Source organism: Caulobacter sp. DWR3-1-2, assembly GCF_049896225.1.
Classification (GTDB): domain Bacteria; phylum Pseudomonadota; class Alphaproteobacteria; order Caulobacterales; family Caulobacteraceae; genus Caulobacter.
Genome location: NZ_JAFCTW010000015.1, coordinates 37,305 through 60,793, shown reverse-complemented (window position 1 = coordinate 60,793; position 23,489 = coordinate 37,305). Strand labels below are relative to the sequence as shown.

At 66.8% G+C, this 23,489-nt stretch carries 26 protein-coding genes and 1 tRNA gene; 17 read left to right on the top strand and 10 right to left on the bottom strand.

Annotated elements, in window-relative coordinates; translation table 11 throughout:
* Positions 1 to 11 precede the first annotated feature (11 nt).
* From ACP696_RS18120 to ACP696_RS18095, 6 genes are all read left to right on the top strand, one after another.
* A complete protein-coding gene (locus tag ACP696_RS18120) occupies positions 12 to 452 on the top strand; it encodes a cytochrome c-type biogenesis protein (protein WP_426014964.1) in 441 nt (146 codons plus the stop codon).
* Between the two features lie 144 nt (positions 453 to 596).
* Entirely contained in the window at positions 597 to 2,186 is a 1,590-nt protein-coding gene (locus ACP696_RS18115; protein WP_426032753.1) for a trypsin-like peptidase domain-containing protein, read from the top strand.
* A 147-nt stretch (positions 2,187 to 2,333) separates the two neighbouring features.
* Entirely contained in the window at positions 2,334 to 3,005 is a 672-nt protein-coding gene (locus tag ACP696_RS18110) for a response regulator transcription factor (protein ID WP_426014867.1), read from the top strand.
* A gap of 33 nt (positions 3,006 to 3,038) precedes the next feature.
* Positions 3,039 to 3,260: a hypothetical protein gene (locus tag ACP696_RS18105; protein WP_426014865.1), complete on the top strand. Its 222-nt coding sequence runs from the start codon at positions 3,039 to 3,041 to the stop codon at positions 3,258 to 3,260.
* Positions 3,261 to 3,575, top strand: a complete 315-nt coding sequence (locus tag ACP696_RS18100) for a type II toxin-antitoxin system RelE/ParE family toxin (RefSeq protein WP_426014863.1) — start codon at positions 3,261 to 3,263, stop codon at positions 3,573 to 3,575.
* A gap of 3 nt (positions 3,576 to 3,578) precedes the next feature.
* Entirely contained in the window at positions 3,579 to 4,985 is a 1,407-nt protein-coding gene (locus tag ACP696_RS18095; RefSeq protein ID WP_426044129.1) for a sensor histidine kinase, read from the top strand.
* 108 nt (positions 4,986 to 5,093) lie between these two features.
* On the opposite strand, the gene ACP696_RS18090 is transcribed toward ACP696_RS18095, so the two are convergent.
* The 3 genes from ACP696_RS18090 to ACP696_RS18080 all read right to left on the bottom strand — a co-directional run bounded on the left by ACP696_RS18090 (position 5,094) and on the right by ACP696_RS18080 (position 6,598).
* Positions 5,094 to 5,255, bottom strand: a complete 162-nt coding sequence (locus ACP696_RS18090; protein ID WP_426014860.1) for a hypothetical protein — start codon at positions 5,253 to 5,255, stop codon at positions 5,094 to 5,096.
* A 91-nt stretch (positions 5,256 to 5,346) separates the two neighbouring features.
* Positions 5,347 to 6,240 carry a M56 family metallopeptidase gene (locus ACP696_RS18085; protein ID WP_426044128.1) on the bottom strand — a complete coding sequence of 298 codons (894 nt, stop codon included), beginning with the start codon at positions 6,238 to 6,240 and terminating at the stop codon, positions 5,347 to 5,349.
* Positions 6,230 to 6,598, bottom strand: a complete 369-nt coding sequence (locus ACP696_RS18080) for a BlaI/MecI/CopY family transcriptional regulator (protein ID WP_426014856.1) — start codon at positions 6,596 to 6,598, stop codon at positions 6,230 to 6,232. Before ACP696_RS18080 ends, ACP696_RS18085 begins: the two co-directional genes overlap by 11 nt.
* Positions 6,599 to 6,696: 98 nt before the next feature.
* On the opposite strand from ACP696_RS18080, the gene ACP696_RS18075 reads away from it, so the two are divergent.
* The 3 genes from ACP696_RS18075 to ACP696_RS18065 all read left to right on the top strand — a co-directional run bounded on the left by ACP696_RS18075 (position 6,697) and on the right by ACP696_RS18065 (position 10,739).
* The gene (locus ACP696_RS18075) at positions 6,697 to 9,570 is read left to right on the top strand and encodes a bifunctional [glutamine synthetase] adenylyltransferase/[glutamine synthetase]-adenylyl-L-tyrosine phosphorylase (RefSeq protein WP_426014854.1); all 2,874 of its coding nucleotides are present in this window, start codon (positions 6,697 to 6,699) and stop codon (positions 9,568 to 9,570) included.
* Between the two features lie 87 nt (positions 9,571 to 9,657).
* Positions 9,658 to 10,578, top strand: a complete 921-nt coding sequence (locus ACP696_RS18070) for an IS1595 family transposase (protein ID WP_426044127.1) — start codon at positions 9,658 to 9,660, stop codon at positions 10,576 to 10,578.
* A complete protein-coding gene (locus tag ACP696_RS18065) occupies positions 10,575 to 10,739 on the top strand; it encodes a hypothetical protein (RefSeq protein WP_426014851.1) in 165 nt (54 codons plus the stop codon). The genes ACP696_RS18070 and ACP696_RS18065 overlap by 4 nt, the downstream gene beginning before the upstream one ends.
* Positions 10,740 to 11,128: 389 nt before the next feature.
* Here ACP696_RS18065 and ACP696_RS18060 read toward each other — a convergent pair whose 3' ends face one another.
* The gene (locus tag ACP696_RS18060) at positions 11,129 to 11,821 is read right to left on the bottom strand and encodes a hypothetical protein (protein ID WP_426044126.1); all 693 of its coding nucleotides are present in this window, start codon (positions 11,819 to 11,821) and stop codon (positions 11,129 to 11,131) included.
* A 257-nt stretch (positions 11,822 to 12,078) separates the two neighbouring features.
* On the opposite strand from ACP696_RS18060, the gene msrP reads away from it, so the two are divergent.
* Positions 12,079 to 12,999, top strand: coding sequence for a protein-methionine-sulfoxide reductase catalytic subunit MsrP (gene msrP / locus ACP696_RS18055; RefSeq protein WP_426014848.1), 921 nt, complete (start codon positions 12,079 to 12,081; stop codon positions 12,997 to 12,999).
* Complete coding sequence (gene msrQ / locus ACP696_RS18050) at positions 12,999 to 13,649, top strand: protein-methionine-sulfoxide reductase heme-binding subunit MsrQ (RefSeq protein ID WP_426014846.1); 651 nt, start codon at positions 12,999 to 13,001, stop codon at positions 13,647 to 13,649. The genes msrP and msrQ overlap by 1 nt, the downstream gene beginning before the upstream one ends.
* A 122-nt stretch (positions 13,650 to 13,771) precedes the next feature.
* Here the strand turns inward: msrQ and ACP696_RS18045 are convergent, their stop codons facing one another.
* The 4 genes from ACP696_RS18045 to sfsA all read right to left on the bottom strand — a co-directional run bounded on the left by ACP696_RS18045 (position 13,772) and on the right by sfsA (position 17,539).
* Positions 13,772 to 14,989 (bottom strand): dipeptidase, encoded by a 1,218-nt coding sequence (locus ACP696_RS18045; protein WP_426014844.1) that lies wholly within the window; start codon positions 14,987 to 14,989, stop codon positions 13,772 to 13,774.
* A 193-nt stretch (positions 14,990 to 15,182) separates the two neighbouring features.
* A complete protein-coding gene (gene radC, locus ACP696_RS18040; protein WP_426044125.1) occupies positions 15,183 to 15,917 on the bottom strand; it encodes a RadC family protein in 735 nt (244 codons plus the stop codon).
* 65 nt (positions 15,918 to 15,982) lie between these two features.
* Complete coding sequence (gene map, locus ACP696_RS18035; protein WP_426044124.1) at positions 15,983 to 16,813, bottom strand: type I methionyl aminopeptidase; 831 nt, start codon at positions 16,811 to 16,813, stop codon at positions 15,983 to 15,985.
* Between the two features lie 12 nt (positions 16,814 to 16,825).
* Entirely contained in the window at positions 16,826 to 17,539 is a 714-nt protein-coding gene (gene sfsA / locus ACP696_RS18030) for a DNA/RNA nuclease SfsA (RefSeq protein ID WP_426044123.1), read from the bottom strand.
* 50 nt (positions 17,540 to 17,589) lie between these two features.
* On the opposite strand from sfsA, the gene ACP696_RS18025 reads away from it, so the two are divergent.
* Positions 17,590 to 18,366, top strand: coding sequence for a competence/damage-inducible protein A (locus ACP696_RS18025; RefSeq protein WP_426044122.1), 777 nt, complete (start codon positions 17,590 to 17,592; stop codon positions 18,364 to 18,366).
* Positions 18,367 to 18,771: 405 nt separating this feature from the next.
* Here ACP696_RS18025 and ACP696_RS18020 read toward each other — a convergent pair.
* A tRNA-Leu gene (locus tag ACP696_RS18020) sits at positions 18,772 to 18,858 on the bottom strand.
* 204 nt (positions 18,859 to 19,062) lie between these two features.
* Between ACP696_RS18020 and ACP696_RS18015 the strand changes: the two genes are divergently transcribed.
* Genes ACP696_RS18015 through ACP696_RS18005 form a run of 3 tightly spaced genes read left to right on the top strand, consistent with a single transcriptional unit; the run spans position 19,063 to position 21,159 of the window.
* Positions 19,063 to 20,058: a methionine ABC transporter ATP-binding protein gene (locus ACP696_RS18015; RefSeq protein WP_426014834.1), complete on the top strand. Its 996-nt coding sequence runs from the start codon at positions 19,063 to 19,065 to the stop codon at positions 20,056 to 20,058.
* Positions 20,055 to 20,738: a methionine ABC transporter permease gene (locus ACP696_RS18010; protein ID WP_426014832.1), complete on the top strand. Its 684-nt coding sequence runs from the start codon at positions 20,055 to 20,057 to the stop codon at positions 20,736 to 20,738. Before ACP696_RS18015 ends, ACP696_RS18010 begins: the two co-directional genes overlap by 4 nt.
* A gap of 55 nt (positions 20,739 to 20,793) precedes the next feature.
* A complete protein-coding gene (locus tag ACP696_RS18005) occupies positions 20,794 to 21,159 on the top strand; it encodes a hypothetical protein (RefSeq protein WP_426014830.1) in 366 nt (121 codons plus the stop codon).
* Position 21,160: 1 nt separating this feature from the next.
* Here ACP696_RS18005 and ACP696_RS18000 read toward each other — a convergent pair whose 3' ends face one another.
* A complete protein-coding gene (locus ACP696_RS18000) occupies positions 21,161 to 21,409 on the bottom strand; it encodes a hypothetical protein (RefSeq protein ID WP_426014828.1) in 249 nt (82 codons plus the stop codon).
* Between the two features lie 162 nt (positions 21,410 to 21,571).
* Here ACP696_RS18000 and ACP696_RS17995 point away from each other — a divergent pair, with 162 nt between their 5' ends.
* Positions 21,572 to 22,381: a MetQ/NlpA family ABC transporter substrate-binding protein gene (locus ACP696_RS17995; RefSeq protein ID WP_426014825.1), complete on the top strand. Its 810-nt coding sequence runs from the start codon at positions 21,572 to 21,574 to the stop codon at positions 22,379 to 22,381.
* A 245-nt stretch (positions 22,382 to 22,626) separates the two neighbouring features.
* The gene (locus ACP696_RS17990) at positions 22,627 to 23,358 is read left to right on the top strand and encodes a GntR family transcriptional regulator (RefSeq protein ID WP_426014962.1); all 732 of its coding nucleotides are present in this window, start codon (positions 22,627 to 22,629) and stop codon (positions 23,356 to 23,358) included.
* Positions 23,359 to 23,489 lie beyond the last annotated feature (131 nt).

Sequence of the window (23,489 nt, the reverse complement as noted above, 5' to 3'; positions counted from 1 at the left end):
TCGTGGCGCTGATGGCCATCGCCTGCATGGCGGGCGCGGCCGCCGATCCCGCCGAGCGTCTGCCTGATCCCGTGCAGGAATCCAGGGCCCGCGACCTGTTTCGCGAGGTGCGCTGCCTGGTTTGTCAGAACGAGTCGATCGACGACTCCCAAGCCGACCTGGCTGGCGACCTGCGCGGCGTGATCCGCGACCAAGTGAAGCAGGGCCGCAGCGACCGGCAGATTCGCACGTTTCTGGTCGCGCGCTATGGCGAGTTCGTGTTGCTCAAGCCGCCGTTCTCGCCGAGCAACGCCGTGCTCTGGGCCACGCCTTGGGTCGCCCTGGTTTTGGGCGGCGGGTTGATGATCGTGCTTCTGAGGCGACGGGCCACACCCGGAGCGCCCGGCGAGGACGTTGAACAGCTTTCCGAAGGCGAAGAGGCTCGTGTTCAGGCGTTGTTGAAGGATGAATGACACGATTGCGCCGCGAAGACGCCGCAAGACCATCGTCAGCGTGGCGCAAAGATCAGTTGAAGACCATTGCGCCTTTCGCTAGCGCAACTAGGTTCTCAGGCCAAGGACCCGGCGCAGTGCGCCGTGGGTGAGGAAAGACGTAAGATGGCTGCTAGGAAGTCTGGTTTCTTTGTCGGCGCGGTGGCTGGCGCGGGCGTGGCCTGCGCGGCCTTGGTCGGTGTCGGCATGCGCATGGGTCCGGCGAGCGCCGACGCGGCGCCGCAGGTGATCCGCACCTCTGGCGCCGCCGTGGCCGCCGCGGGTGCTCCGCCCGCGATGTTCGCTCCGCCGCCCGGCGCGCCGCTGTCGTTTGCCGACATTTTCGAACAGGTCTCGCCCGCCGTAGTGCAGATCGACGTGACGTCCAAGGCCGCCGCCGCGCCGAAGCTGCGCATCCCAGGCCTGGAAGGCTTCGACATCGTGCCGCGCGGCCAGAAGCCCGAGGACGGCGAGGAAGCCGCCCCCGGTCCCAAGCAGCAGTCGTCGGGTTCGGGCTTCTTCATCTCGGCCGACGGTTATCTGGTCACCAACAACCACGTCGTCGCCGACGCCGATGATGACGGCATCAATGTTGTGCTCAAGGACGGCCGCGAGCTGAAGGCCACCATCGTCGGTCGCGACGAGGGCACCGATCTGGCGGTCCTCAAGGTGGTTGATCCCAAGGCCAAGGGCGCGGCCTTCCCCTTTGTGAATTTCGAGAACCAGGCCAAGCCGCGGGTCGGCGACTGGGTGATTACCATCGGCAACCCGTTCGGCCTGGGCGGCACCGCCACGGCCGGCATCATCTCGGCCTATAATCGCGACTTGGGCGACAGCTCGTCGACCTTCGTCGACTACATCCAGATCGACGCTCCCATCAACCGCGGCAACTCCGGCGGTCCGTCGTTTGACGTCTATGGTCGGGTGATCGGGGTCAACACTGCGATCTTCTCGCCAACCGGCGGCTCGGTGGGCATCGGCTTCGCCATCCCGGCCGACGTGGCCGAGAACACCGCCAAGCAGCTGATCGCTGGCGGCAAGGTCGTGCGCGGCTATATCGGCGCCCAGATCCAGCCCTTCACCACCGAAATGGCCGAGGCCCAGGGCCTGTCGGACGTCAAGGGCGCCATCGTCGCCGACCTGGTGGCGGGTGGCCCGGCCCAGAAGGGCGGGCTGATGCCCGAGGACGTGATTACCGCCGTCAACGGCGTGGCGATCAAGAGCGGCTCGGAATTGACTCGCGAAGTGGCCAAGGGCCGTCCGGGCGACACCCTGAAGCTGTCGGTCCTGCGCGGCGGCAAGCCCCGCACGGTCGAGATCAAGTCGGGCGTCCGGCCGACCGAGAAGGAACTGGCGGTCGATGGCGACAACACCGACCAGAACGGTGGCGAAACCCCGACCAAGCCGCAGACCCAGAAGTCCGAAGCCCTGGGCATGAGCCTGGCGCCGATCGATGACGCGGCCCGTCGCACCTACAGCATCGACCCCGCCGTCAAGGGCGTGCTGATCGATGGCGTCAAGGTCAACTCCGACGCTGGCGAGAAGGGCCTGCGCAAGGGCGACGTCCTGACCAGCGTCAATGGCGATCCTGTCGCCAGCGCGTCGCAGGTTTCGGCGGCGGTCGAGGCGGCCAAGAAGCTGCAGCGCCCCAGCGTCAATCTTCGCATCGTCCGCGCCGGTCGTCCGACGATCGTGCCGCTGAAGATCGCGCCGTAGGGCTCGGCGCGGAACACCGTCGCGCGGGGGCTTTCCCCCGCGCGCGGATCACGTCACCATCCATGCCGTGACGACGAACACGACGGGGGCGTCACCGATTCGGTGACGCCCCCGTCGTGTGCCAGGGCGTGCATCCAGGGGCCTGAAATGCGTATTCTGATCATCGAAGACGATCTCGAAGCGGCCGGCGCCATGAGCCACGGCCTGACCGAGGCCGGCCATCAATGCGTTCACGCCCCCGATGGCGAGGCCGGCCTGACCGAGGCCGGCAAGGGCGGCTTCGACGTGATGATCGTCGATCGCATGATGCCCAAGAAAGACGGGGTCGAGGTTGTCTCTACCCTGCGCCGCGAGGGTGACAACACCCCGGTGTTGTTCCTGTCGGCCTTGGGCGAGGTCGGCGACCGCGTGATCGGCCTGAAGGCCGGCGCCGACGACTATCTGGTCAAGCCCTACGCCTTCGCCGAACTGATCGCTCGCGTCGAGGCCCTGTCGCGCCGTCGCGAGACCGGCGCCGTGGCCACCACCCTGAAGGTGGGCGAGCTCGAGATGAACTTGATCAACCGGACGGTCCATCGCCAGGGCAAGGAGATCGACCTCCAGCCTCGCGAGTTCCAGCTGCTGGAATTCATGATGCGCCACGCCGGCCAGTCGGTGACCCGCACCATGCTGCTGGAAAAGGTCTGGGAATATCACTTCGATCCGCAGACCAATGTCATCGACGTGCACATCTCCCGGCTGCGCAGCAAGATCGACAAGGGCTTCGACCGGGCCATGCTCCAGACCGTCCGCGGCGCCGGCTACCGCCTCGATCCGTAGGCGGCGCGGTTTGGCTGTGGTAGGCTGAGGGCCATGAACAAGCTGACCCAGCCCGTTCCCGACGATGAAGACGACTTCGGACCTGAGCTTTCCGGGGCCGAGATGGACGCTTGGATCGCGCGCAATCGCGACGCGATCAACGAGTCGCTTGACCGGGCGCGCCGCGAGCACGTCGAAGGGCTTTCCGAGCCGTGGAATTTTGAAAAGATGCTCGCGGAGGCCAAACGAGAGTTCAGAAAAAGTCGCCAGGGCTGAATGGGCGAGCCGAAGGTCGTAAAGTCCCGCGAGGCTCAGGCGGACTTCAACCGCATCTATGCGTGGATCGCCCAAGATAGCGGCGAGGCGCGCGCTGAGGCAGTGATCATGCGACTGGACGCCGCCTTGCTGCGCTTGGCAAAACGCCCAGGTCTCGGGCGGCGTCGGCGGGATTTTCGGGGCGATCCGCATGGCTTGACCGTCGCACCATGGCTCGTCGTCTACGACCCCTTGCCCGATGACGCGGGTATTCTTGTCCTCCGCATCGTCGACACACGCCGCGATGTCGCGGCATTGCTCGGCAAGAAGAGCTAGCCCATGCGTCTGCCGCGCCTGATCCGATCGACGCCGTTCCGGCTGACCCTGCTGTTCCTGGCCCTGTTCGCGGCCGCCGCCAGCGCGTTCCTCGGCTATATCTACATCGCCACGGCCGGCGAGGTGAACCGCCGCGCCGACGCCGAAATCACTCGCGAGATGGAGAGCCTGGAGGCCGCCTACCGGGTGGGTGGGGTCGACGCCCTGAACCAGACCATCGTCGAGCGCGCCACCGGCGAGCGGCCGTTCCTGTACCTGCTGCTCGACAAGGACGGCAAGCGAATCTCCGGCTCGATCGAGGAGTCGCCGATCGACGATTTCGAAGGCCAGGGCCCGACCTGGGAGGGCTTCAAGCTCACTGAGACCGACATCGACGGCGCCGAGGTCAGGCGCGCGGCGCGCGGGGTGCAGGAGCGGCTAAGCGGCGGCGAGGCGCTGTTCGTCGGGGCCGACGTCCAGGAGTCCGAAGGTTATGTGATGAAGATCGTCCGAGCCCTGTGGGGGGCCGGCGCGCTGGTCATCATCCTGGGCCTGGCGGGCGGGGTGATCATCAGCCGCAATGTCTCGCGCAGCATGCAGGGCCTGGTCGATGTGGTGAACGCCGTGCGGTCCGGCGACCTGCGCGCCCGGGCCGGGGTGCGCGGCACCCGCGACGAGTATGACGAGCTGGCCGTGGGCCTCAATGACATGCTCGACCGCATCGAGCGACTGATGGGCGGGCTGCGCCACGCCGGCGACGCCATCGCCCACGACCTGCGCTCGCCCCTGACCCGGCTGCGGGCCCGCATGGAAGTGGCCCTGATCGACGCCGAGAACGGGAAGGGGGATGCGATGGCCGCCCTCGAGACCGCCCTGCTCGACGCCGACGGCGTGCTCAAGACCTTCAACGCCGTGCTGGCCATCGCCCGCTTGCAGGCGGCCGGCGACGCCCCCGACCAGCAGACCTTCGACTCCAGCGAACTGGCCTCCGACATGGCCGAGCTGTATGAGGCCAGCTGCGAGGACAAGGGTTTGGACTTCAAGGCCGAGATCACCCCCGCCCTGAACATCCGTGGCAACCGCGAATTCATCGCCCAGGCCCTGGCCAACATCCTCGACAACGCCATCAAATATACACCAGCAGGCGGCGCGGTGATGCTGCGGGCCCGTCGCCGCTCGTCTGGCGAGCTGGAGTTCTCGGTCACCGACACGGGGCCCGGCGTGCCCGAGGAAGACCGCGCCCGTGTCGTCCAGCGCTTTGTGCGCCTGGAGAACAGCCGCAGCGAGCCCGGCGCGGGGCTAGGTCTGTCGCTGGTCCAGGCCGTGGCCGTCTCGCATGGCGGACGGTTGGAACTGGCCGAGGGGCCAGGCGTCTATGACGGCTCCGGCCCCGGCCTGCGGGTGGCGTTGGTGTTGCCACGGGTGGAGTAGGATCCTGGAGCATTTCCCGACCTGAATGCGTCAGGCCGTGAGCTCTAATCTTCTGTTTTGACGCATTTTTCTTCACGCGAACCGGAACGACTTCGCTCGAAAAATGCTCTAGCCGCCCCACATCTGGATCTTCACGTCGTAACAGCGGTCGCGACCCTGGCGGGTGGCGCAGTAGCCCGTTTCGTCGGAGCCTTCGTGGATCATCGCGTAGCGGCGCTTGCGCCAGGCTCGGCGCCCCCGCGCCTCCGGCATCCGCAGAATGAAGGTCATGGCCCACCCGGAAGATTACGTCTGTAGTCTTATAAACTTACAGATGTAATCCCAGACGTCAACCGACGCGACGCCGGGAACGTCGGGGTGATTAGCGGCGCAACGCAGGCAGGTTGATGCCGTCGACCTGGTGCTCGATCACCTCGCCGGGCCAGATGAAGTGTGGCGGCATGGGTCCGCGCGGGGTGACGCTCCAGACGACCAGAGCCGTCAGTATGGCCAGGCCGACGATCGACACCGCGCCGGTCGCGTGGCGCTCTTCGCTGGGCTCGGGCTGAGCCAGCAGCTTGACCCGGAGCAGCAAGGGATGGGCCGCCCAGAAACAGGCCAGGGGCGAGCCGGTGCGGGCGGCGTGCGCCTTGACCAGGGCTTCGGCATAGACCTTCCGCAGGGTGGGCCGGAGGCTCAGCACCTGGGCGTCGCAGGCCAGTTCCTGGTCCAGCCGGGCGCAGACCGCGCCGATGTGGATCAGCGGATTGCACCAGCCCAGCGCCAGGCCCACGGCGATCGCCAGATTGGCCAGCGGGTCGCCGCGCTGGATGTGGGCGCGTTCATGCAGGTCGACCATCCGCCGCGCCTCGGCGTCGAAGCGCTCCGCGAAGTCGCATGGCAAGACAATGCGCGGCCACAGCACGCCCATCACGGCGGGGCCGGCCTGACCGGCGCGCGCCTGACGCCGGAAGGCGACCTCCTGCTGGACGATGATCCCGGCGGCGACCAGAGCGCCGACCATCCAGGCGGCCAAGACGGTGATGGCGTGGGTCTCGCCCATCGGGGCCGCGGGCGCGCCGGCCTCCAAGGCCTCGGACAGACTGGGGAACAGGCTGGCGAGGACGGCCGCCGGGACCAGGATCCATAGCCGGTAAGCCAGGCGGGCGCCGATCCAGCTGCGGGCGGGGCCGCGCAGCAACAGCACCAGCAGCACCGCCGCCATGGCGGCGACCTGGGCGCGCAGCAGCATCAGGGCGAGGAGTTCAGCCACCATCTTCAAGACCCGCGATCAGCGTCTTCAATTGCTTGATCTCGTCGGCCGACAGCGCGCGATGCTGGGCGAAATGCGCCACCAGCGGCGTCAGCTGGCCGTCGAACAGCCGGTTCAGCAGGCCCTGGCTCTCGGCCTGCACATAGTCAGCGCGCTGGACGACGGGGGCGTAGCGGGCCCGGCCCTCGATGCGGTCGGAGCGGATCGCCTTGCGCTTCAGCAGGCGGTTGATCAGCGTCTTGACCGTCGCCTCGCCCCAACCCTGCGGCTCGGCGACCTCCGCCATGATCTCGTCCACCGTCAGCGGATGGCGGGACCACAGCGCGTCCATGATGCGGCTCTCGGCCTGGGTGATGTTCATGGCGCCTCGCATCTCAAGCGCTAACGATTACGCCTGTAACCTGGGCTGTCAAGCGGCGAACCTCGACCTGAGCGCCGCCTCACGCCACAGTGCGCGGCATGACCCGCCTGCTCGAACGCCTCACCCCCTGCGGCCCCATCCTCGATCCGAAGGCCGCCGAACGGGGGCACGAGGCGATTGGCAAGAAGGCCGGCGAGGCCATGCGCCTGGTCGAGGCCGCCTGGCCGGCCCTGGCGCCGGTGTTTTCCGCCTCGCCCTATCTGGCTGGCCTGGCGCGGCGGGACGGCCAGCGGCTGCCGGCGATCCTCGACAGCGATCCCGACGCGCGGCTCGCTCAGATCCTGGCCGCCGCCGAGACCGTGGCCGCCGAACCAGACTTCGAGACCGCCCGGCGGGTGTTGCGCGAACTGAAGGCCGAGCTTCACCTGCTGACGGCCCTGTGCGACCTGGGCGGGGTCTGGGACCTGGACGCGGTGACCGCCGCCCTGACCCGCTTCGCCGACGCGTCGCTGCACGCCAGCCTGGCCCAGGCCGCGCGGCTGGAGGTGGCGCGCGGCGCGTTGACCCATGTCGGTGAAGGCAAGGATGGCCCCATCCCCGGCCTGTTTTGCATCGCCATGGGCAAGCACGGGGCCTTCGAGCTCAACTATTCCAGCGATATCGACTTCTCGATCTTCTACGACCCCGACGCCCTGCCGGTCGCGCAGGGCGTCGAGCCGCAGGGCGTGGCCGTGCGCCTGACGCATCACCTGGGCCGGATGCTGGCCGAGCGCACCGCTGATGGCTACGTGTTCCGCATCGACCTGCGCCTGCGCCCCGACCCCTCCTCGACCCCGCCCGCCATGCCGATCGACGCGGCGCTGGAGTACTACGAGAGCGTCGGCCAGAACTGGGAGCGGGCGGCCCATATCAAGGCGCGGATCGCGGCCGGCGACATCGCCCGCGGCGAGGCGTTCCTGGCCGAACTTCAGCCGTTCATCTGGCGCAAGAACCTCGACTTCGCAGCCATCGCCGACATCCATTCGATCAAGCGTCAGATCCATGCCTACAAGGTCGACGACCGCCTGACCGCCAAGGGCGCGGACCTCAAGCTGGGGCGCGGCGGCATCCGCGAGATCGAGTTCTTCGTCCAGACCCAGCAGTTGATCCTCGGCGGTCGGCACGCGAACCTACGCAGCCCCCGCACCCTCGACGCCCTGGCCGCCCTGTCGGACGCGGGCCACGTGACGCGCCAGGACCGCGACTATCTCACCAAGGCCTATCGCGACCTGCGCGCCCTGGAGCACCGGGCGCAGATGCTGGCCGACGACCAGACCCACAAGCTTCCGGAGTCCGACACCGATCGCAAGCGGGTCGCGGCCCTATGGGGCCATGGCAATCTACGTAGCTTCGACGCCGTGGTCGGGCACCTGCTGAAGGGCGTCAACCGCCGCTACGGCGCGCTGTTCAAGGGCGAGGAAGAGCTGTCGTCGCGGTTCGGCAGCCTGGTGTTCACTGGCGTCGAGGATGACCCCGAGACCCTGGCCACCCTCAAGCGCATGGGGTTCGCCCGTCCCGAGCGCGTGGCCGCCACCATTCGTGGCTGGCATCACGGCCGCATCGCCGCCACCCGCACCGAACGGGGCCGCGAGCTGTTCACCCGCCTGGCGCCGCGCCTGCTGGACGCGGCCAACGCGACCGGCGCACCGGAAGACGCCTTCAACCGCTTCGCCGACTTCTTCGCGTCGCTGAGCTCCGGCGTGCAGATCCAGTCGCTGTTTCTGGCCCAACCACGGCTGTTCGAGCTGATTGTCGAGGTCATGGCCTTCGCCCCCCGCCTGGCCTCGACACTGGCGCGACGACCGACGGCTCTCGACGCCCTGCTCGACCCAGCCTTCTTCGGTCCCATGGAAATGCCGCGCGACCCGCCGTGGGATCCCGTCGATTTCGAAGGCGCGATGAACGCCGCGCGGCGCTTTTTCCGCGACCAGACCTTCCGCATCGGGGTGCGGGTGATCAGCGGCACGGCGGGCGCCCGCGACGCCGGCGCGGCCTTCGCCGACCTCGCCGACCTGATCGTGGGCGGCTTGGCCCCGGCGGCTCTCTGCGAAGTCGAGCGGTTGGGCGGGGCCTTCCTAGGCCAGGTGGCGGTGGTGGCCTTGGGCAAGGCGGGGTCGCGCGAGATGACCGCCAAGTCGGATCTCGACCTGATGACGCTCTACGCGGCCGACGGTTCCGCCGAGATGTCGGCGATCAAGGGCTGGGGCGCGGAAAGCTTCTACGCACGCTTCACCCAGCGCCTGGCCTCGGCCTTGTCGGCGCCGACCGGCGAGGGCACGCTCTACGAGGTGGATCTCAAGCTACGACCGTCAGGGACCAAGGGGCCTGTGGCGGTCAGCTTCGCGGCCTTCGAGGACTATTACGACCGCGAGGCCGAGACCTGGGAGCTGCTGGCCCTGACGCGGGCGCGGGTGGTCTGGGCCTCGTCGCCGGGCTTCCAGGCGCGGGCCGAGGGCGCGATCGCGGGGGCTCTGCGCCGCGCCCGCGATCGCAGGAACACCGCCGTCGATGTGCTGGAGATGCGCCAGTTGATGGAGGACGAGCGGCCCGGCAAGGGCGACTGGGACCTCAAGCTGACGCCCGGCGGCCTTGTCGATATCGAGTTCGCCGCCCAGTTCCTGCAACTCGTGCATGCGGCGGATGGAGGTCCGCTGGCGCAGAACACCGGCGAGGCGCTGGTGGCGCTGCAGGCGGCTGGACTTGGCGACAAGACCGCGATGGCGTCGCTGGAGGCGGCCTGGCGGCTGGAGCAGGACCTGTCGCAACTGCTGAAGGTGGCGTTGGAGGATGGGCACGATCCCGACACCGAACCCAAGGCGTTTCGGGCGCTTATGGCGCGGGCGGGCGGTGTTCGGGCGTTCGGGTCGCTGAAGGGCAAGCTGGCCAAGGCCAAGGCGGCGGCGCGGGCGGGGTTTGAAGCGGTGGTGAGATAGGTCCTCCCCCTCTGGGGGAGGGAGCTATATACGTGCTTGACCCAGTCATCGGATTGAGGGATAACGGTTGCAGCAGGAGCCGCCGCCGTGATCCAGAAATTCGACAACCTGATCCAGCTCTTCCGGGCCTTCCCGACTGAGCAATCGGCTATCGACCACCTGACGGCCTCGCGTTGGAAGAACGGCAAGTTCTGCCCGCTGTGCGGCAACGCGGACGAGACCAAGATCGGCACCCTGACTGGCACGAACACCCACAAGTGCTACACCTGCCGCAAGCGCTTCTCGATCAAGGTCGGCACGATCTTTCAAGATACCAAGCTGCCGCTCCGCACTTGGTACACGGCGATCTGGATGATCACGAACCACCCCAAGGGCATCGCCTCGACCACGCTGGCGACCGATCTTGGCATCACGCAGAAGTCGGCTTGGTTCGTTCTGCACCGCCTGCGTCACGCAGCTCGCACCGACAGCTTCAACGCCCCGCTGTCGGGCGATGTGGAAGTCGATGAGACCTATGTGGGCGGCAAGGAAAGCAACAAGCCCAAGAGCAAGCGCAAGGGCATCAACGGGACCGCAGGGAAGACTGCCGTCATCGGCGCTGTGGGCCGGGACGGCGATGTGGTCGCCCGCGTCGTCACCTCGACCAACACCGCCACGCTGGACGGCTTCGTCCATGAGGTCGTTTCGCCGGGAGCCACTTCGGTCTCGACCGACGAGCACGCGGGCTATCGCCACCTTGGCCGCACCTTCAACCATGGCGTTGTCCGTCACAGCGCTGGCCAGTACCGCAAGGGCGACTTCCACACGAACTCGATTGAAGGCGTCTGGTCGCAACTTAAGCGCCAGATCATCGGCGTTCATCACTGGGTGTCGCCAAAGCATCTGGACCGCTACGTTGGCGAAATGACCTTCCGCTATAACCGCCGCGACATCGCCAAGGGCCAACGCTTCGGCGCGTTGCTGGACGGCATCGAATGCCGCCTGACCTACAAGGCGCTGATCGCATGACCAGCAAGAAGACGGAACCGGCGCTATTTCTAGACATGGACTTTGGGGAGGCCTTGGCGCGCTACGCCCAGACCAAACCCGAAGAGGTCACGCCACCTCCGGGAGCGAAGAAGAAAGCGGCCCGGCCCGCTCCGAAGAACAAGCCGGGCCAGCCCGATTAGCAGCGGCGATGCGGCTTCGGGCGGCAATGTTCGCGGACGCGCTCGATACGCCCACGCTTGCTGATGCGGCGGTGTTCTTTCACCCGCACACGGTCGATCAGGCCCATGGGTTCCTCCATATTGGGCTTGTGAAAGGAACCGCGTCGTGAGATTCTTCGGGCTCTAACGAGAGGCCTTGGATCCCCGCAACGCGGTGATACTCGGACAGCGGCTCGCCCCCTGGCAGGGGTGAGCCGTTTCCGTTTCTGGGCCTCATCAATCCGTCATGTCGTCTCCTTCTCGCCGATCGAAGCGGCTGCACCAATTTTACCCCGAAGCGGGGCGGTGCAACGCACAACGAGAAGATCGCGGCGGCAAAAACCGCCGTCCACGGGTTTCTAATTCGCCGGTTAATTCGCCGGCTTGTTTCTATTTTTGGAGGGTTTTCCGACCCTTACCGGGTAATTCGCCAGTTTGATTGCGCTTCTGAGGGGGCGGCGAGTAACCGTGCGCGGGTGGAAGTGTTTGGAAGCAGCCTCGGCGATTTCGTCGTGCACCATGCCGGGGCGCGATGCGAGGTAGGTTTTTGCCCAGGCCTTAAGCTGGCCCTCGCTTACGCTCCTCTCGAGCGCGATGCTTGGGGTCTCCCGCCGCGACCCCGCCTCTGGCTCGGAGGGCGCTGCGATCAGCGCCTGAATTGTGCTGGCGCTCCGCACAATCAGACCACCCGACATAGCGTGAATACCAAAGGGCTCGAATCGCACGTCGAACAAGTTCACGACCAGCGAACCCATCCGGTCCCGAATGTGAACGTCCATGTCGCCAACATGCCAAAACTTAGACCACGTTTCGTCGATATGGCCGCCGGCCTTATCCCACCAGTTCGGATCGATCGTCACAATCTTTGCGGTCTTTTGTTCGCCCTGGCTTGACCAAGTCATTGCTGATGCTGCGGCGACCACAAGCCCACTTTTCGCCCGTCCCAGTATCGTTCTAACGGCCATCTCAGGCGCTAAATCAGGAAGCGCAACCAAGGCGGCGGCTGGAATGAGCCACGCTGAGAACTCTTCGACTGTGGGATTTTCGACATTCTCTTCCGCCATAGACGCCAAGCTCAGGCGCCGATGGATGAGAGTCAAGCTTTGTGGTCAAGCACGTATATAGATACCTCTGGGGGAGGTGTCGGCGAAGCCGACGGTGGGGGGAATGATCGGCCGACGGCCACGACCCGGACAGGGCGACCCAAAGCTCCCCCCACCGGCCTTCGGCCGCCTCCCCCACAGGGGGAGGAGCTTTTCGATGTAACCAAACCCCCTCCCAGCACGTATCTTCCTATGAAGACCCCGCCCGGAACCCCGCCATGCTGATCCGCAACGCCCCCGACCTGACCGACAACGACGTCACCGATCAGGGCCTCTACCTGCGCCGGCGGCAGTTCATCGCAGGCGCGGCGGGATTGGGTCTGGCGGGGGCGGGCGGCGCGGCGAACGCCCGGGGTCTGGCCTACAAGCCGGGCTTCTCGACCACCGAGGCGCGGACCCCCAAGAAAGACATCACCACCTACAACAACTTCTACGAATTTGGGGTCAACAAGGAGGACCCCGGCGAGAACGCCGGGTCCTTGAAGACCCGGCCGTGGACCGTGCGGGTCGACGGCGCCTGCGAGGCCCCGACGACCTTCGCCATCGACGACCTGATCAAGGGCCAGAAGCTCGAGGAGCGCATCTATCGCATGCGCTGCGTCGAGGGCTGGTCGATGGTCATCCCCTGGGTCGGCTTCCCGCTGAAGGACCTGATCGCGGCGGTCAAGCCGACCTCAAAGGCCAAGTTCGTGGCCTTCGAAACCCTGATGCGTCCCTCTGAAATGCCGGGCCAGAAATGGGACACCCTGCAGTGGCCCTATCGCGAGGGCCTGCGCATCGACGAGGCGACGCACCCGCTGGCCATCTTGGCCGTGGGCCTCTATGGCGACGTGTTGCCCAACCAGAACGGCGCGCCGCTGCGGCTGGTCGTCCCGTGGAAATATGGCTTCAAGGGCATCAAGTCGATCGTCAAGATCAGCCTGGTCGAGCGTATGCCGGCCACCGCCTGGAACGTGCTGGCCCCGCGCGAATACGGCTTCTATTCGAACGTCAATCCCGCTGTCGACCACCCTCGCTGGTCCCAGGCCACCGAGCGCCGGATCGGCGAGTTTCGCCGCCGCGAGACCTTGCCATTTAACGGTTATGGCCAGTACGTCGCCGACCTCTATCGCGGCATGGACCTGCGGAAGACCTTCTGATGGACGCGACGTTGAAGCGGGTCGCGGCCAAGAAGCGGCCCTCCAAGACCCGGGACAACCTCGTCTACGCCGCCGTCTGGCTGGCCTGTCTCGCGCCGCTGGTCTGGCTGGCCTGGCGGGGGTTCAGCGGCGACCTGGGGGCCAATCCGATCGAGACCCTGATCCGCCAGATCGGCGTCTGGGGCCTGCGCCTGTTGCTGGTCGGCCTGGCGGTGACGCCCGCCGCCCGGATACTGAAGAAGCCGCGCCTCGTACGCTTCCGGCGGACCATCGGCCTGTTCGCCTTCAGCTATATCTGCCTGCACCTGCTGACCTATATCGGCGTCGATCTCTATTTCGACTGGGGCCAGCTGTGGAAGGACATCCTCAAGCGGCCCTTCATCACCCTGGGCATGGGGGCTTTCACGCTGCTGATCCCGCTGGCGGTGACCTCGACCAACGGCATGATCCGCCGGCTGGGCCGGGCGACCTGGCAGAGGATCCACTGGCTGATCTACCTGATCGTGCCGCTGGGCGTGGCCCACTATTATCTGCTGGTGAAGGCCGACCATCGCCCGCCCCTGGCCTATGCGGCGATCCTGGCGGTGTTGATGGGGTGGCGGTTCTGGGATGCGTGGGGCAGGGGAAGACCTAGACTTGCCCCCACCTGACCGCTGCGCGGTCTGTCCGCCCCCATAGGGGGCGGAGCCTCGCGCTATTGGCGGCGGCTAAGCTCTTCCCCCTCTGGGGGAAGACGACCGCGAAGCGGTCCGTAGGGGGCAAGTGTCCGCCCCTACTTCGCCGCCGTCTTGGCATAGTCCTGCGCCTGCTTCATCACGCGCAGCACGTTGCCGCCCCAGATCGCCGCCAGGTCGGCGTCGGTATAGCCGGCCGCCTTCAGCCGGGCGGTGACCTTGGGCAGGTCAGCGACGTCCTCGAAGCCGACCACGCCGCCGCCGCCGTCCCAGTCGGCGCCGATGCCGACATACTCGGGACCGACCAGCTTGAGGGTGTGCAGCAGACTGCCCATGAAGTCCTCGAAGCTGGCGCGGATCGGCGGATACCTGGCGTCGATAACGGCCTTCTTCTTCAGAAACGCGACGATCTCGGCCTCGCTGGCCGTTTCGCTGTCGGGCGCCTTGCCGATCGCTTCGAACGCGGCCTTGCGCTCGGGGCTGGTGGGCGTGGCTTTCAGATAGACCGAGTTGATGCAGATCACCCCGCCGGCCTCAGCGATCTTCTTCAGGCGTACATCGTCCAGATTGCGCGGGTGGTCGAAGACCGCCTTGGCGCCCGAGTGCGAGGCGATGATCGGGACCTTTGACAGCAGCACCGCCTGATCGACCACGTCGTCCGAGGCGTGGCTGACGTCGATGACGATGCCCAGCCGGTTGGCCTCGGCCAGCCAGCGCAGGCCCAGCGGCGAGAAGCCATGCCAGATCGGCTTGTCGGTCGAGCTGTCGGCGAACTGGTTGTTCTTGAAGTGCACCGGCCCGGCCAGGCGCACGCCGGTGGCGTGGAAGGTTTGCATCAGGGTGAGGTCCTCACCCATCGGCCAGCTGTTCTCGATGCTCTGGAAGACGAATTTCTTGCCGGACTTGTTGATCCGCGCGGCGTCGTCGGCGGTGTAGGCCAGCTCGAACTTGTCGGCGTGGGCCGCGACCATCTCGCGGATCTCGGTGGCGCGGTTCAGGGCGAAGTCGCGAGCGCCGCGATAGCCCTCGGCGGTCAGGGCGCCTTGCGTGGTGTAGATCACGAAGAACCCGCCATCCAGGCCGCCCTCGTTCATGCGCGGCAGGTCCACCTCGGTGCCATCCATCGTCACCGCATGGCGATCGACCATGCTCCAGCCCTGGCGGGCGAAGTGCTCAGGGGTGTCGAGGTGGGTGTCGAGGATCAGGTAGCCCTCGTGGGCGGCGCGATCGGCCTTGGAAATGGGCGCGTCGGCGGCGTCGGCGGCGGGGGCGAGAAGGGCTACGGAGCCGAGCAGGGCGAGAAGCAGGCGGGACATTGGGGCTCCGAAACAGGTTGCTCGGCCACGCTCCGGGATTGGGGGGATGCGGTCAAGGTGTTCCTCCCCCTGTGGGGGAGGTGATCGCGCAGCGATCGGCGGGGGGAGTTTTGGGATTGGTCCAGGATGCGACCATCCGATCACTCCCCCCACCGTCGGCTGCGCCGACACCTCCCCCACAGGGGGAGGATTTTTAAAACAGCCCCAACGCCTTGAAGCTGGCCACGCCATCACGCCCGACGACCAGGTGGTCGTGGACATTGATCTTCAGTGCTCGCCCGGCCTCGACGATCTGCTTGGTCATCTCGATGTCAGGCCGCGACGGCGTGGGGTCGCCCGAGGGGTGGTTGTGCAGCAGGATGATGTTGGAGCTGGAAAGCTCCAGCGCCCGGCGCATCACCTCGCGCGGATAGACGGGGGCGTGATCGACCGTGCCATGGTTGAGAATCTCGTCGGCGATCAGTTGGTTCTTGTTGTCCAGGAACAGCACCCGAAACTGTTCGCGCGGCTCATTGGCCAGGGCGACGCGGACATAGCTTAGCAGCGCCGTCCAGGACGAGATCACCGGCCGCTTGGCGATCTTGTCGCGTCCGGCTCGCAAGGCGGCCTCATGCAAGAGCTTGATGTCGATCGCCGCGTTCTCGGCGATCCCCGGCACGGTCTTCAAGTCCTCGATCGAGGCGCTGATTGTCGCCCCGAACGAGCCGAACCGGGCCAATAGCGCCTTGGCCATCGGCTTGACGTCGCCGCGCGCAAGGGTGCGGAAGAGGTAGAGTTCCAGCAGTTCGTAGTCGGGCAGGGCGCCAAGGCCGCCGGCCTTGGCGCGTTCGCGCAGGCGCTCGCGGTGGCCAAGGGCGTGGCTGGGCTCCGGCCTGGTGGGCGCGGTGTCTTCGACCCCGGTCGCCTTCAGTGATCTGCCACTGACCATCTCGCCCTCGTCATGCGAGCAGCGAGTAGGGCAGATCAATTATCGGTTGTCGAGTGGCTAGGGGCTTACCCGCCCAGGATCGGCGGCTGGAACAGCCCGGTCGGCGAGCCGGTGAACACCTCGTAGCCATCCTTGGTCACGCCGATCGAGTGCTCGCATTGGGCCGACAGCGACTTGTCGCGGGTCACGGCCGTCCAGCCGTCGCCCAGCACCTTGACTGCGCTCTTGCCCAGATTGACCATCGGCTCGACGGTGAAGAACATGCCCGGCTTCAGCACCGCGCCCTGGCCGGGGCGGCCAAAGTGCAGGATGTTGGGCGAGTCGTGGAACACCTTGCCCAGGCCATGGCCGCAGAAGTCGCGCACCACCGAGCAGCGCTGCGCCTCGACATAGGACTGGATGGCGTAGCCGATGTCGCCCAAGGTCGCGCCCGGCTTCACGGCGGCCAGGCCACGGGCCATGCCCTCATAGGTGATCTCGACCAGGCGGCGGGCGCGCGGGCCCACTTCGCCCACCCCGTACATCCGCGAGGTGTCGCCGTGCCAGCCATCGACGATGACCGTAACGTCGATATTGACGATGTCGCCTTCGCGCAGCGCCCATTCGCCGGGGATGCCGTGGCAGACCACATGGTTGCGCGAGATGCAGACCGTCTTGGGATAGCCGCGATAGAACAGGCAGGCGGGCAGGGCGCCCTGGTCGAGGATGAATTCCCGGGCCAAGGTGTCCAGATAGTCCGACGGCACGCCTGGCGCGACGTGCGGGATCAGCATGTCCAGGCACTCGGCCGCCAGCTTGCCGGCCTTGCGCATGCCCTCGAAGTCGGAAGGCTTGTGCAGCTTGATGGCGCCGGTGCGGGTCTCGGCTTCGATCTCGGCCGTGTCGTCTAGGGTCATGGCGGCTTCGTCTCAAACGGCCGGTGCGTCCCGCCAGGGGATGCGCCGGGAAATGCGGATCTGCGTCGGGCTTATGTCGCAACCATAGCACAGAACTTCAACGCCCGCTGCCGCCGCGTCGTTCAGACCCTTGGCATAGACCGGATCCAGGTCCGCGCAAGCGGCGAAGCTGTCGCAGTCGGTGCGCTGGATGACGAACAGCTGCACGGCCCGCCCGCCCTTGGCGACCTCGGCGGCCAGGTCCTTCAGGTGCCTGGCGCTGCGGGCCGCCACGCAGTCGGGGAACTCGGCCAGGGTCCCACCACGACGGAAGTGGCAGTTCTTGACCTCCAGCCAGCACGACGGGCGATCCGGATGGGTCAGCAGGAAATCAACGCGGCTGGCCTCGCTGTATTTGACTTCTGGGCGGATCACGGCGTAGCCGGCCATCTCCGGGATGGTGTCGGCCGCCAGGGCTTCGGCGACCAGCTTGTTGGGGTTCATGGTGTTGACGCCCACCAGGCCGCGATCGGCCTCGACCAGCTGCAGCGTCCAGGCCAGCTTGCGCTTTGGGTCGCCTGACCACGACACCCAGCCGGCCAGGCCGGGATCCTTCAGTCCCAGCATCGCGCCCGGGTTGGGCACGTGCGCGGTGATCTCGCGGCCGTCGTCCAGCACCAAGTCGACGAAGAAGCGCTTGTAGCGCTCGACGATCACGCCGCGCGCCATCGGTTGCGGGAGAAGCATGGGAGCCTTAAGTCGGTCGGTGAAACATTCGAATGTAAGGGATCGAGACCATGACCACCACCCAAGCCAAGACTGGCGAGCGCGTGACGGCGGCGGTTCTGATCATCGGCGATGAGATCCTGTCGGGTCGAACGCAAGACGTGAACCTCAACGCCATCGCCAAGTACCTGGCCACCTATGGCGTCGATGTCTGCGAGGTGCGGGTGGTGCCCGATGTCGAGCAGGAGATCGTCGATGCGGTCAACGCCCTGCGCCATCGCTACGACTATGTGGTCACCACCGGCGGCATCGGCCCCACTCATGACGACATCACCGCCGATTCGGTGGCCAAGGCGTTCGGTGTCACCGCGCCCGAGCATCCCGAGATCATGGCCCTGCTGCGCGAGCGCTGGGGCGAGCCCAACGCCGCCCGCCGGCGCATGGCCCATGTGCCCGAGGGCGGGACCCTGGTGAAGAACCCCGTGCAGGGTCCGCCGGGCTTCCAGATCGGCAATGTCTTCGTGCTGGCCGGTGTGCCGGCCATCATGCGCGGCATGCTGAACGACGTTGGGCCGCGTCTGCGCACCGGGGCGGTGGTGATCAGCAAGACCGTCCGGGTCACCGGCACCGGCGAGGGCGCGATCGCCGCGCCGCTGGAGGCGGTGGCCAAGGCCCATCCGGACCTGTCGATCGGCAGTTATCCGTTTTTCGCGCCGCCCGATGTCTATGGCGCCAACCTGGTGATCCGGGGGCGCGACGAAGCGCTGGTTGATGCGGCGGTGGAAGACCTGGTTGCCGCGCTGGAGGGCGTGGGCGCGACGGGGATCGAACGTGTCGCGGGTTCGTAAGGGCGCTCGGGAGGCCTATTCCCACTCCGGCTCCACGACGGCCTTGTCCTCGCCCAGCAGGCTGGCGACCGTTGTCTGCAATCGCGGCGGCGGTCCGCACCAGCATCGAGGGGCTGACCCCGATTGGTTCCGCGCTCGTATTTCTGAACCTGCTGGAAGGTGAGGCCCAGGGTCTGGGCCAGGTCGTCCCGGCTGATCCTCAGGTGGCGGCGCTGAACCCGGATCCGGGTTGCGACAGCGACATCGATGGGGTCGGGACCAGGGGACCTATTCAAGGCCGTGTCCGATACGGGAACGTGAGGCTCAACCATCGGCGTGGCCCTCGGGGGCCGCAATGCATTCTTGCACCGTTCGGGATGGGGCGGGCGTTCGAGGCGGCCAGGGAAGACGGCGCGCGGCGCTGACTGGTGCGGGCGGCCGGGGTCGAACCGGCATGGGATTGCTCCCGACGGATTTTAAGTCCGGCGCGTCTACCAGTTTCGCCACGCCCGCACGGTCTCGCCTGAGCCCGTATAGGGGGAGGGGGCCGCGCCGCCAAGGGGGCGACCCTATCGCGGCGCCGCCGCCGTCATCACGTTGGAAAGGCGCCTGCGGCGGCACAGGGGAGCGTGGCGGCGCGGGGCAGTAGGGCCCGCCCCTCGCCAAGAGGAGCGTCAGCGCCTAAATGCTGCCGCTCCACAATCTTCGAGCCAGCCCGTGATCACCTTCGACAACGTTTCCAAAACCTATGCCGGCAACGGCCGCGCCGCGCTCAGCGGCGTGTCTCTGTCGGTCGCCCCTGGCGAGGTGTTCGGCGTGATCGGCGCTTCGGGGGCGGGCAAATCGACCCTGATCCGGCTGATCAATGGCCTGGAAACGCCGTCGAGTGGCCAGATCCTGGTCGATGGCGACGACGTGGCGGCCTTGGGCGTCGAGGGCCTGCGCGCCCTGCGTCGCCGGGTCGGCATGATCTTCCAGCATTTCAACCTGCTGTCGTCCAAGACCGTGGCCGGCAATGTCGCCTTTCCGCTGAAGCTGGCCGGACGGCCGGGCGCCGAGGTCAAGGCGCGCACCGCCGAATTGCTGGCGCGGGTGGGGCTGTCGGAGTTCGCCAACAAGTATCCCGCCCAGCTGTCGGGCGGCCAGAAGCAGCGGGTCGGCATCGCCAGGGCCCTGGCGACAGACCCGAAGGTGCTGCTGTGCGACGAGGCCACCAGCGCGCTGGATCCCGAAACCACCGAGCAGATCCTGGACCTGGTCTCCAACCTCAATCGCGAGCTCGGTCTCACCATCGTGCTGATCACCCACGAGATGGACGTCGTGCGCCGGGTCTGTGATCGGGTGGCGGTGCTTGAAGGCGGAGCGGTAGTGGAAAGCGGCCCCGTCGAGGCGGTGTTCCTGCATCCGGCCAGTCCCACGGCGCGGCGTTTCGTGAACGAGGCCGATGGAGTTGCGGCCCACGGCGCCCTGGTCGGTGGCCGCGTGGTGCGGCTGACCTTCCGCGGCGAGGCGACCTACAAGCCGATCCTGGGCCTGGTGGCCCGCGAGACCGGCGTCGACTATTCGATCCTTGGCGGCCGCATCCACCGCCTGCGCGACACGCCCTATGGTCAGCTGACCCTGGCCCTGACCGGGGGCGACGTCGAGGCGGCCATTGCCCGGTTCCAGGCCGACGGCGTCCGGGTTGATCTGCTGACGGAGGCCGGCCAATGAACGCCTTCCTCCAGAATATCGCCCTCTTCCAGAACGTGGATTGGTCCGAGATCGGCCAGGCCACGCTCGACACCCTGGCGATGCTGGGCGGGTCGATGGGGCTGACCGTGATCCTGGGTCTGCCCCTGGGGGTGATCCTGTTCCTGACGGGACCGGGCCAGATGCTGCGCAACCGCGCGGCTAACGGCGTGCTTTCGCTGGTGATCAACATCCTGCGCTCGGTGCCGTTCGTGATCCTGCTGATCGTGATGATCCCGCTGACCGTCGCCCTGGTCGGCACATCGCTGGGCGTGGCCGGGGCGATCCCGCCGCTGGTGGTCGGCGCCGCGCCGTTCTTCGCGCGCTTGGTCGAGACCGCCCTGCGCGAAGTGGACAAGGGCGTCATCGAGGCCAGCTTCGCCATGGGCGCCAAGCGTCGGCAGGTCGTGCTGGGGGCCTTGTTGCCCGAGGCCATGCCGGGCCTGATTGCCGCGGCGACGGTGACGGCCATCGCCCTGGTGTCCTACACCGCCATGGCCGGCGTGGTCGGGGCGGGCGGCTTGGGCGACCTGGCCATTCGCTTCGGCTATCAGCGTTTCCAGACCGACGTGATGGTGGTGACCGTGGTGCTGCTGCTGGTGCTGGTCCAGGCGCTGCAGATGGTCGGCGACGCGGTGGTGCGCCGGGTTTCGCACCGCTGATACGATTGGGGACAGGCCCACGGGCCTGTCCCCGTCCCGTGGATTGAAAGAGACGATGACCGAAGACGACATGCCCATCCTCACCGCCCCGCCGCCCGAGCACTGGGACGAGGCCTTCGCCCAGACCCTGGTCGGCAAGATCATGCTGGTGAATCTGACCCTCCTCGACGCCGAAGGCGAGCTTCAGGGCCGCGAGGCCTTCCATGGCGTGGTGATCACCGCCGACGCCGACGAGGGTCTGTTGCTCGACCTGCTGGGCCGGCAGGACGGCGACACCACGACCCTGCCGCCCCAGACCTCGAACATCACCGCCGCCGCGCCGGGGCTCTATCCGCTGGCCGACGGCGAGACGGTGGAAAACCCCGACTTCCTGTCAAGCTGGACGATCGCTGGGCCGGAAGAGCCGGCGAACGAGGAATAGGTCAGGCCTGGTCGAACGGGAACGGCAGCCGGCCCGCCTTGAAGATGATCACCGGGTTTTCATCGTAGTCCCCGAGTTCGACGTCGGCCGAGGCGGCGAAGGCCACCACGCCTTCGCGGATCGGAGCCAGGCGCTCGGCCTTGCGGCGGGCTTCCTCCGCGTCCTTGCAGCCCACCTGCTGCTCGGCTTTCAGGCCCTTGCCGCGGCCGGCCTTGTAGGCTTGGACGATGTAGACGGTTTCTTTGGCCATAGCTCTTCAGGCGCCCTGTTTGGCGGCGAGGTCAAGGCGGCGACCTCAACGATCCCCGACAATGATCCCCAACAAGAACCGAGACTCTAGGCCCTGGTTCAGGAAAACTGATTTCGCCATCCGCCTGCAACCGGGCAATAGCCTACCCGTCCAATCGCCTTAATGGAGCCGTTCATGGTCGCCCGCCGCGCCGCCCTTCTCAGCCTCGCCGCTCTTATGATCGCGGCCTGCTCGCGGCAGCCCGCGCCGAGCGCCGGCGATACTCTGACGGTGGCCGCCACGGCCGTGCCCCACGCCGAGGTGCTGGAATTCATCAAGCCCAAGCTGGCGGCCCAGGGCCTGAAGATCGAGATCAAGGTCTTCAACGACTATGTCCAGCCCAACACCCAGGTCGCCGAGAAGCGCATGGACGTCAGCTATTTCGAGACCCTGCCCTATCTGGAGACCTTCAACGCCGACAAGGGCACCAACCTCGTCCCGGTGATCGGCGTGCACATCGAGCCGATCGGCGCCTATTCGCGCAAGCACAAGACCATCGCCGACCTGCCGCAGGGCGCCACCGTGGCGATCCCCAATGACGCCAGCACCGAGGATCGGGCGCTGCGGCTGCTGGCCCGCAACAACGTCATCGGGCTGGACCTCGGCAAGAAGGGGCTGAGCCTGAAGGACATCGACAGCAATCCCAAGGGCCTGAAGTTCAAGGAACTGGAAGGCGCGACCCTGCCGCGCACGCTCAGCGAGGTCGATTTGGCGGTGATCAACACTAACTTCGCCCTCGACGCCAAGCTGGACCCGTCCAAGGACGCCCTGCTGATCGAGGACAAGAAAAGCCCCTATGTGAACTATCTGGTCGCCCGTCCGGACAACAAGGACGACCCGCGCGTCCAGAAGCTGGCCAAGGCCCTGACCACGCCCGAGGTCGCGGCGTTCATGGAGCAGCATTATCACGGCGCGGTGGTGCCAGCGTTCTAGGGCATTGTTCGAGCGAAGTGGTTTCGGTTCGCGTGAAGAAAAATGCGTCAAAACAGAAGATTAGAGCTCACGGCCTGACGCAGTCAGGTCGGGAAATGCTCTAGGCGCCGATGGCGGATGCGTATCCTCACGTCCTCGATTCAGCCGATCCTACGTCCCTAAGTAGATCGCTCGCTAGCGCCAGCTAAAATTTCACCGTACATATCAGGCTCACTCTTTGCGGAGCCGATCCCTTGCGACAACTGATGGCTCCCGACGATGCTCTGGCCGGCGGCGCCCGCGACCGGATCCTGGTGCTGGATGTCTGTTCATCCTCCGGCCTTGAGGACTGGTCGCCCGACCTGCAGAAGGCCAAGGTCTACGAACGCATCCTGCTGGACCTGATCCTGGGTCGTCTGGCGCCCGGCGGTCGGCTGGACGAGCAGTCGCTGGCCGCGCGCTACGATGCGGGCCTCGCCGGTGTGCGCGACGCCCTGGGCCGGCTGGCGCTGGAGGGGCTGGTGATCCGCCGGGCTCGCTCGGGCACCACGGTGGCGCCGCTTGACCTAGTTGAGCTGCGCCAGGGCTATGAGGCCAGGGCCCTGATCGAGCCGCACTGCGCTGGCCTGGCGGCCAAATACGCCAGCAAGGCCGAAGCCGCCGCCATCCGCGCGGCCTTCGACGGCGGCGAAGACGCGGCCCGCGCCCGCGACCTGCCGACCCTGGTGGCCATGGACCAACGCTTCCACGCCGCCGTCGCCCGGGCCGGCGGCAACATGGCCCTGGCCCGCATCCTGATCCCCTTGCAGCACAAGGCCGCGCGTTACTGGGTGTTTTCGTTCGGCGCGGCGACCGAGGCCGAGCTGATCGCCGACGTCCAGCAGCACCGCGACGTCGCCGACGTTATCGCCCTGGGCAATATCGACGGCGCCCGGTTGGCGATGATGCGCGTGCTCAACATCATGCCCGAGGCCGCTCGGCCGATGTTGGCGGGATAGCGGCGTCCAGGCGCGGACGCCTTTGCATTGGCCAATAGCGCCACCAGACAAGATCGTCTGAAATGTCAGATAATGTTTTGACGAACGTTGCGTAACCTCCCATCTCCTGGCCTTGCCGCCATTCCGGCGCC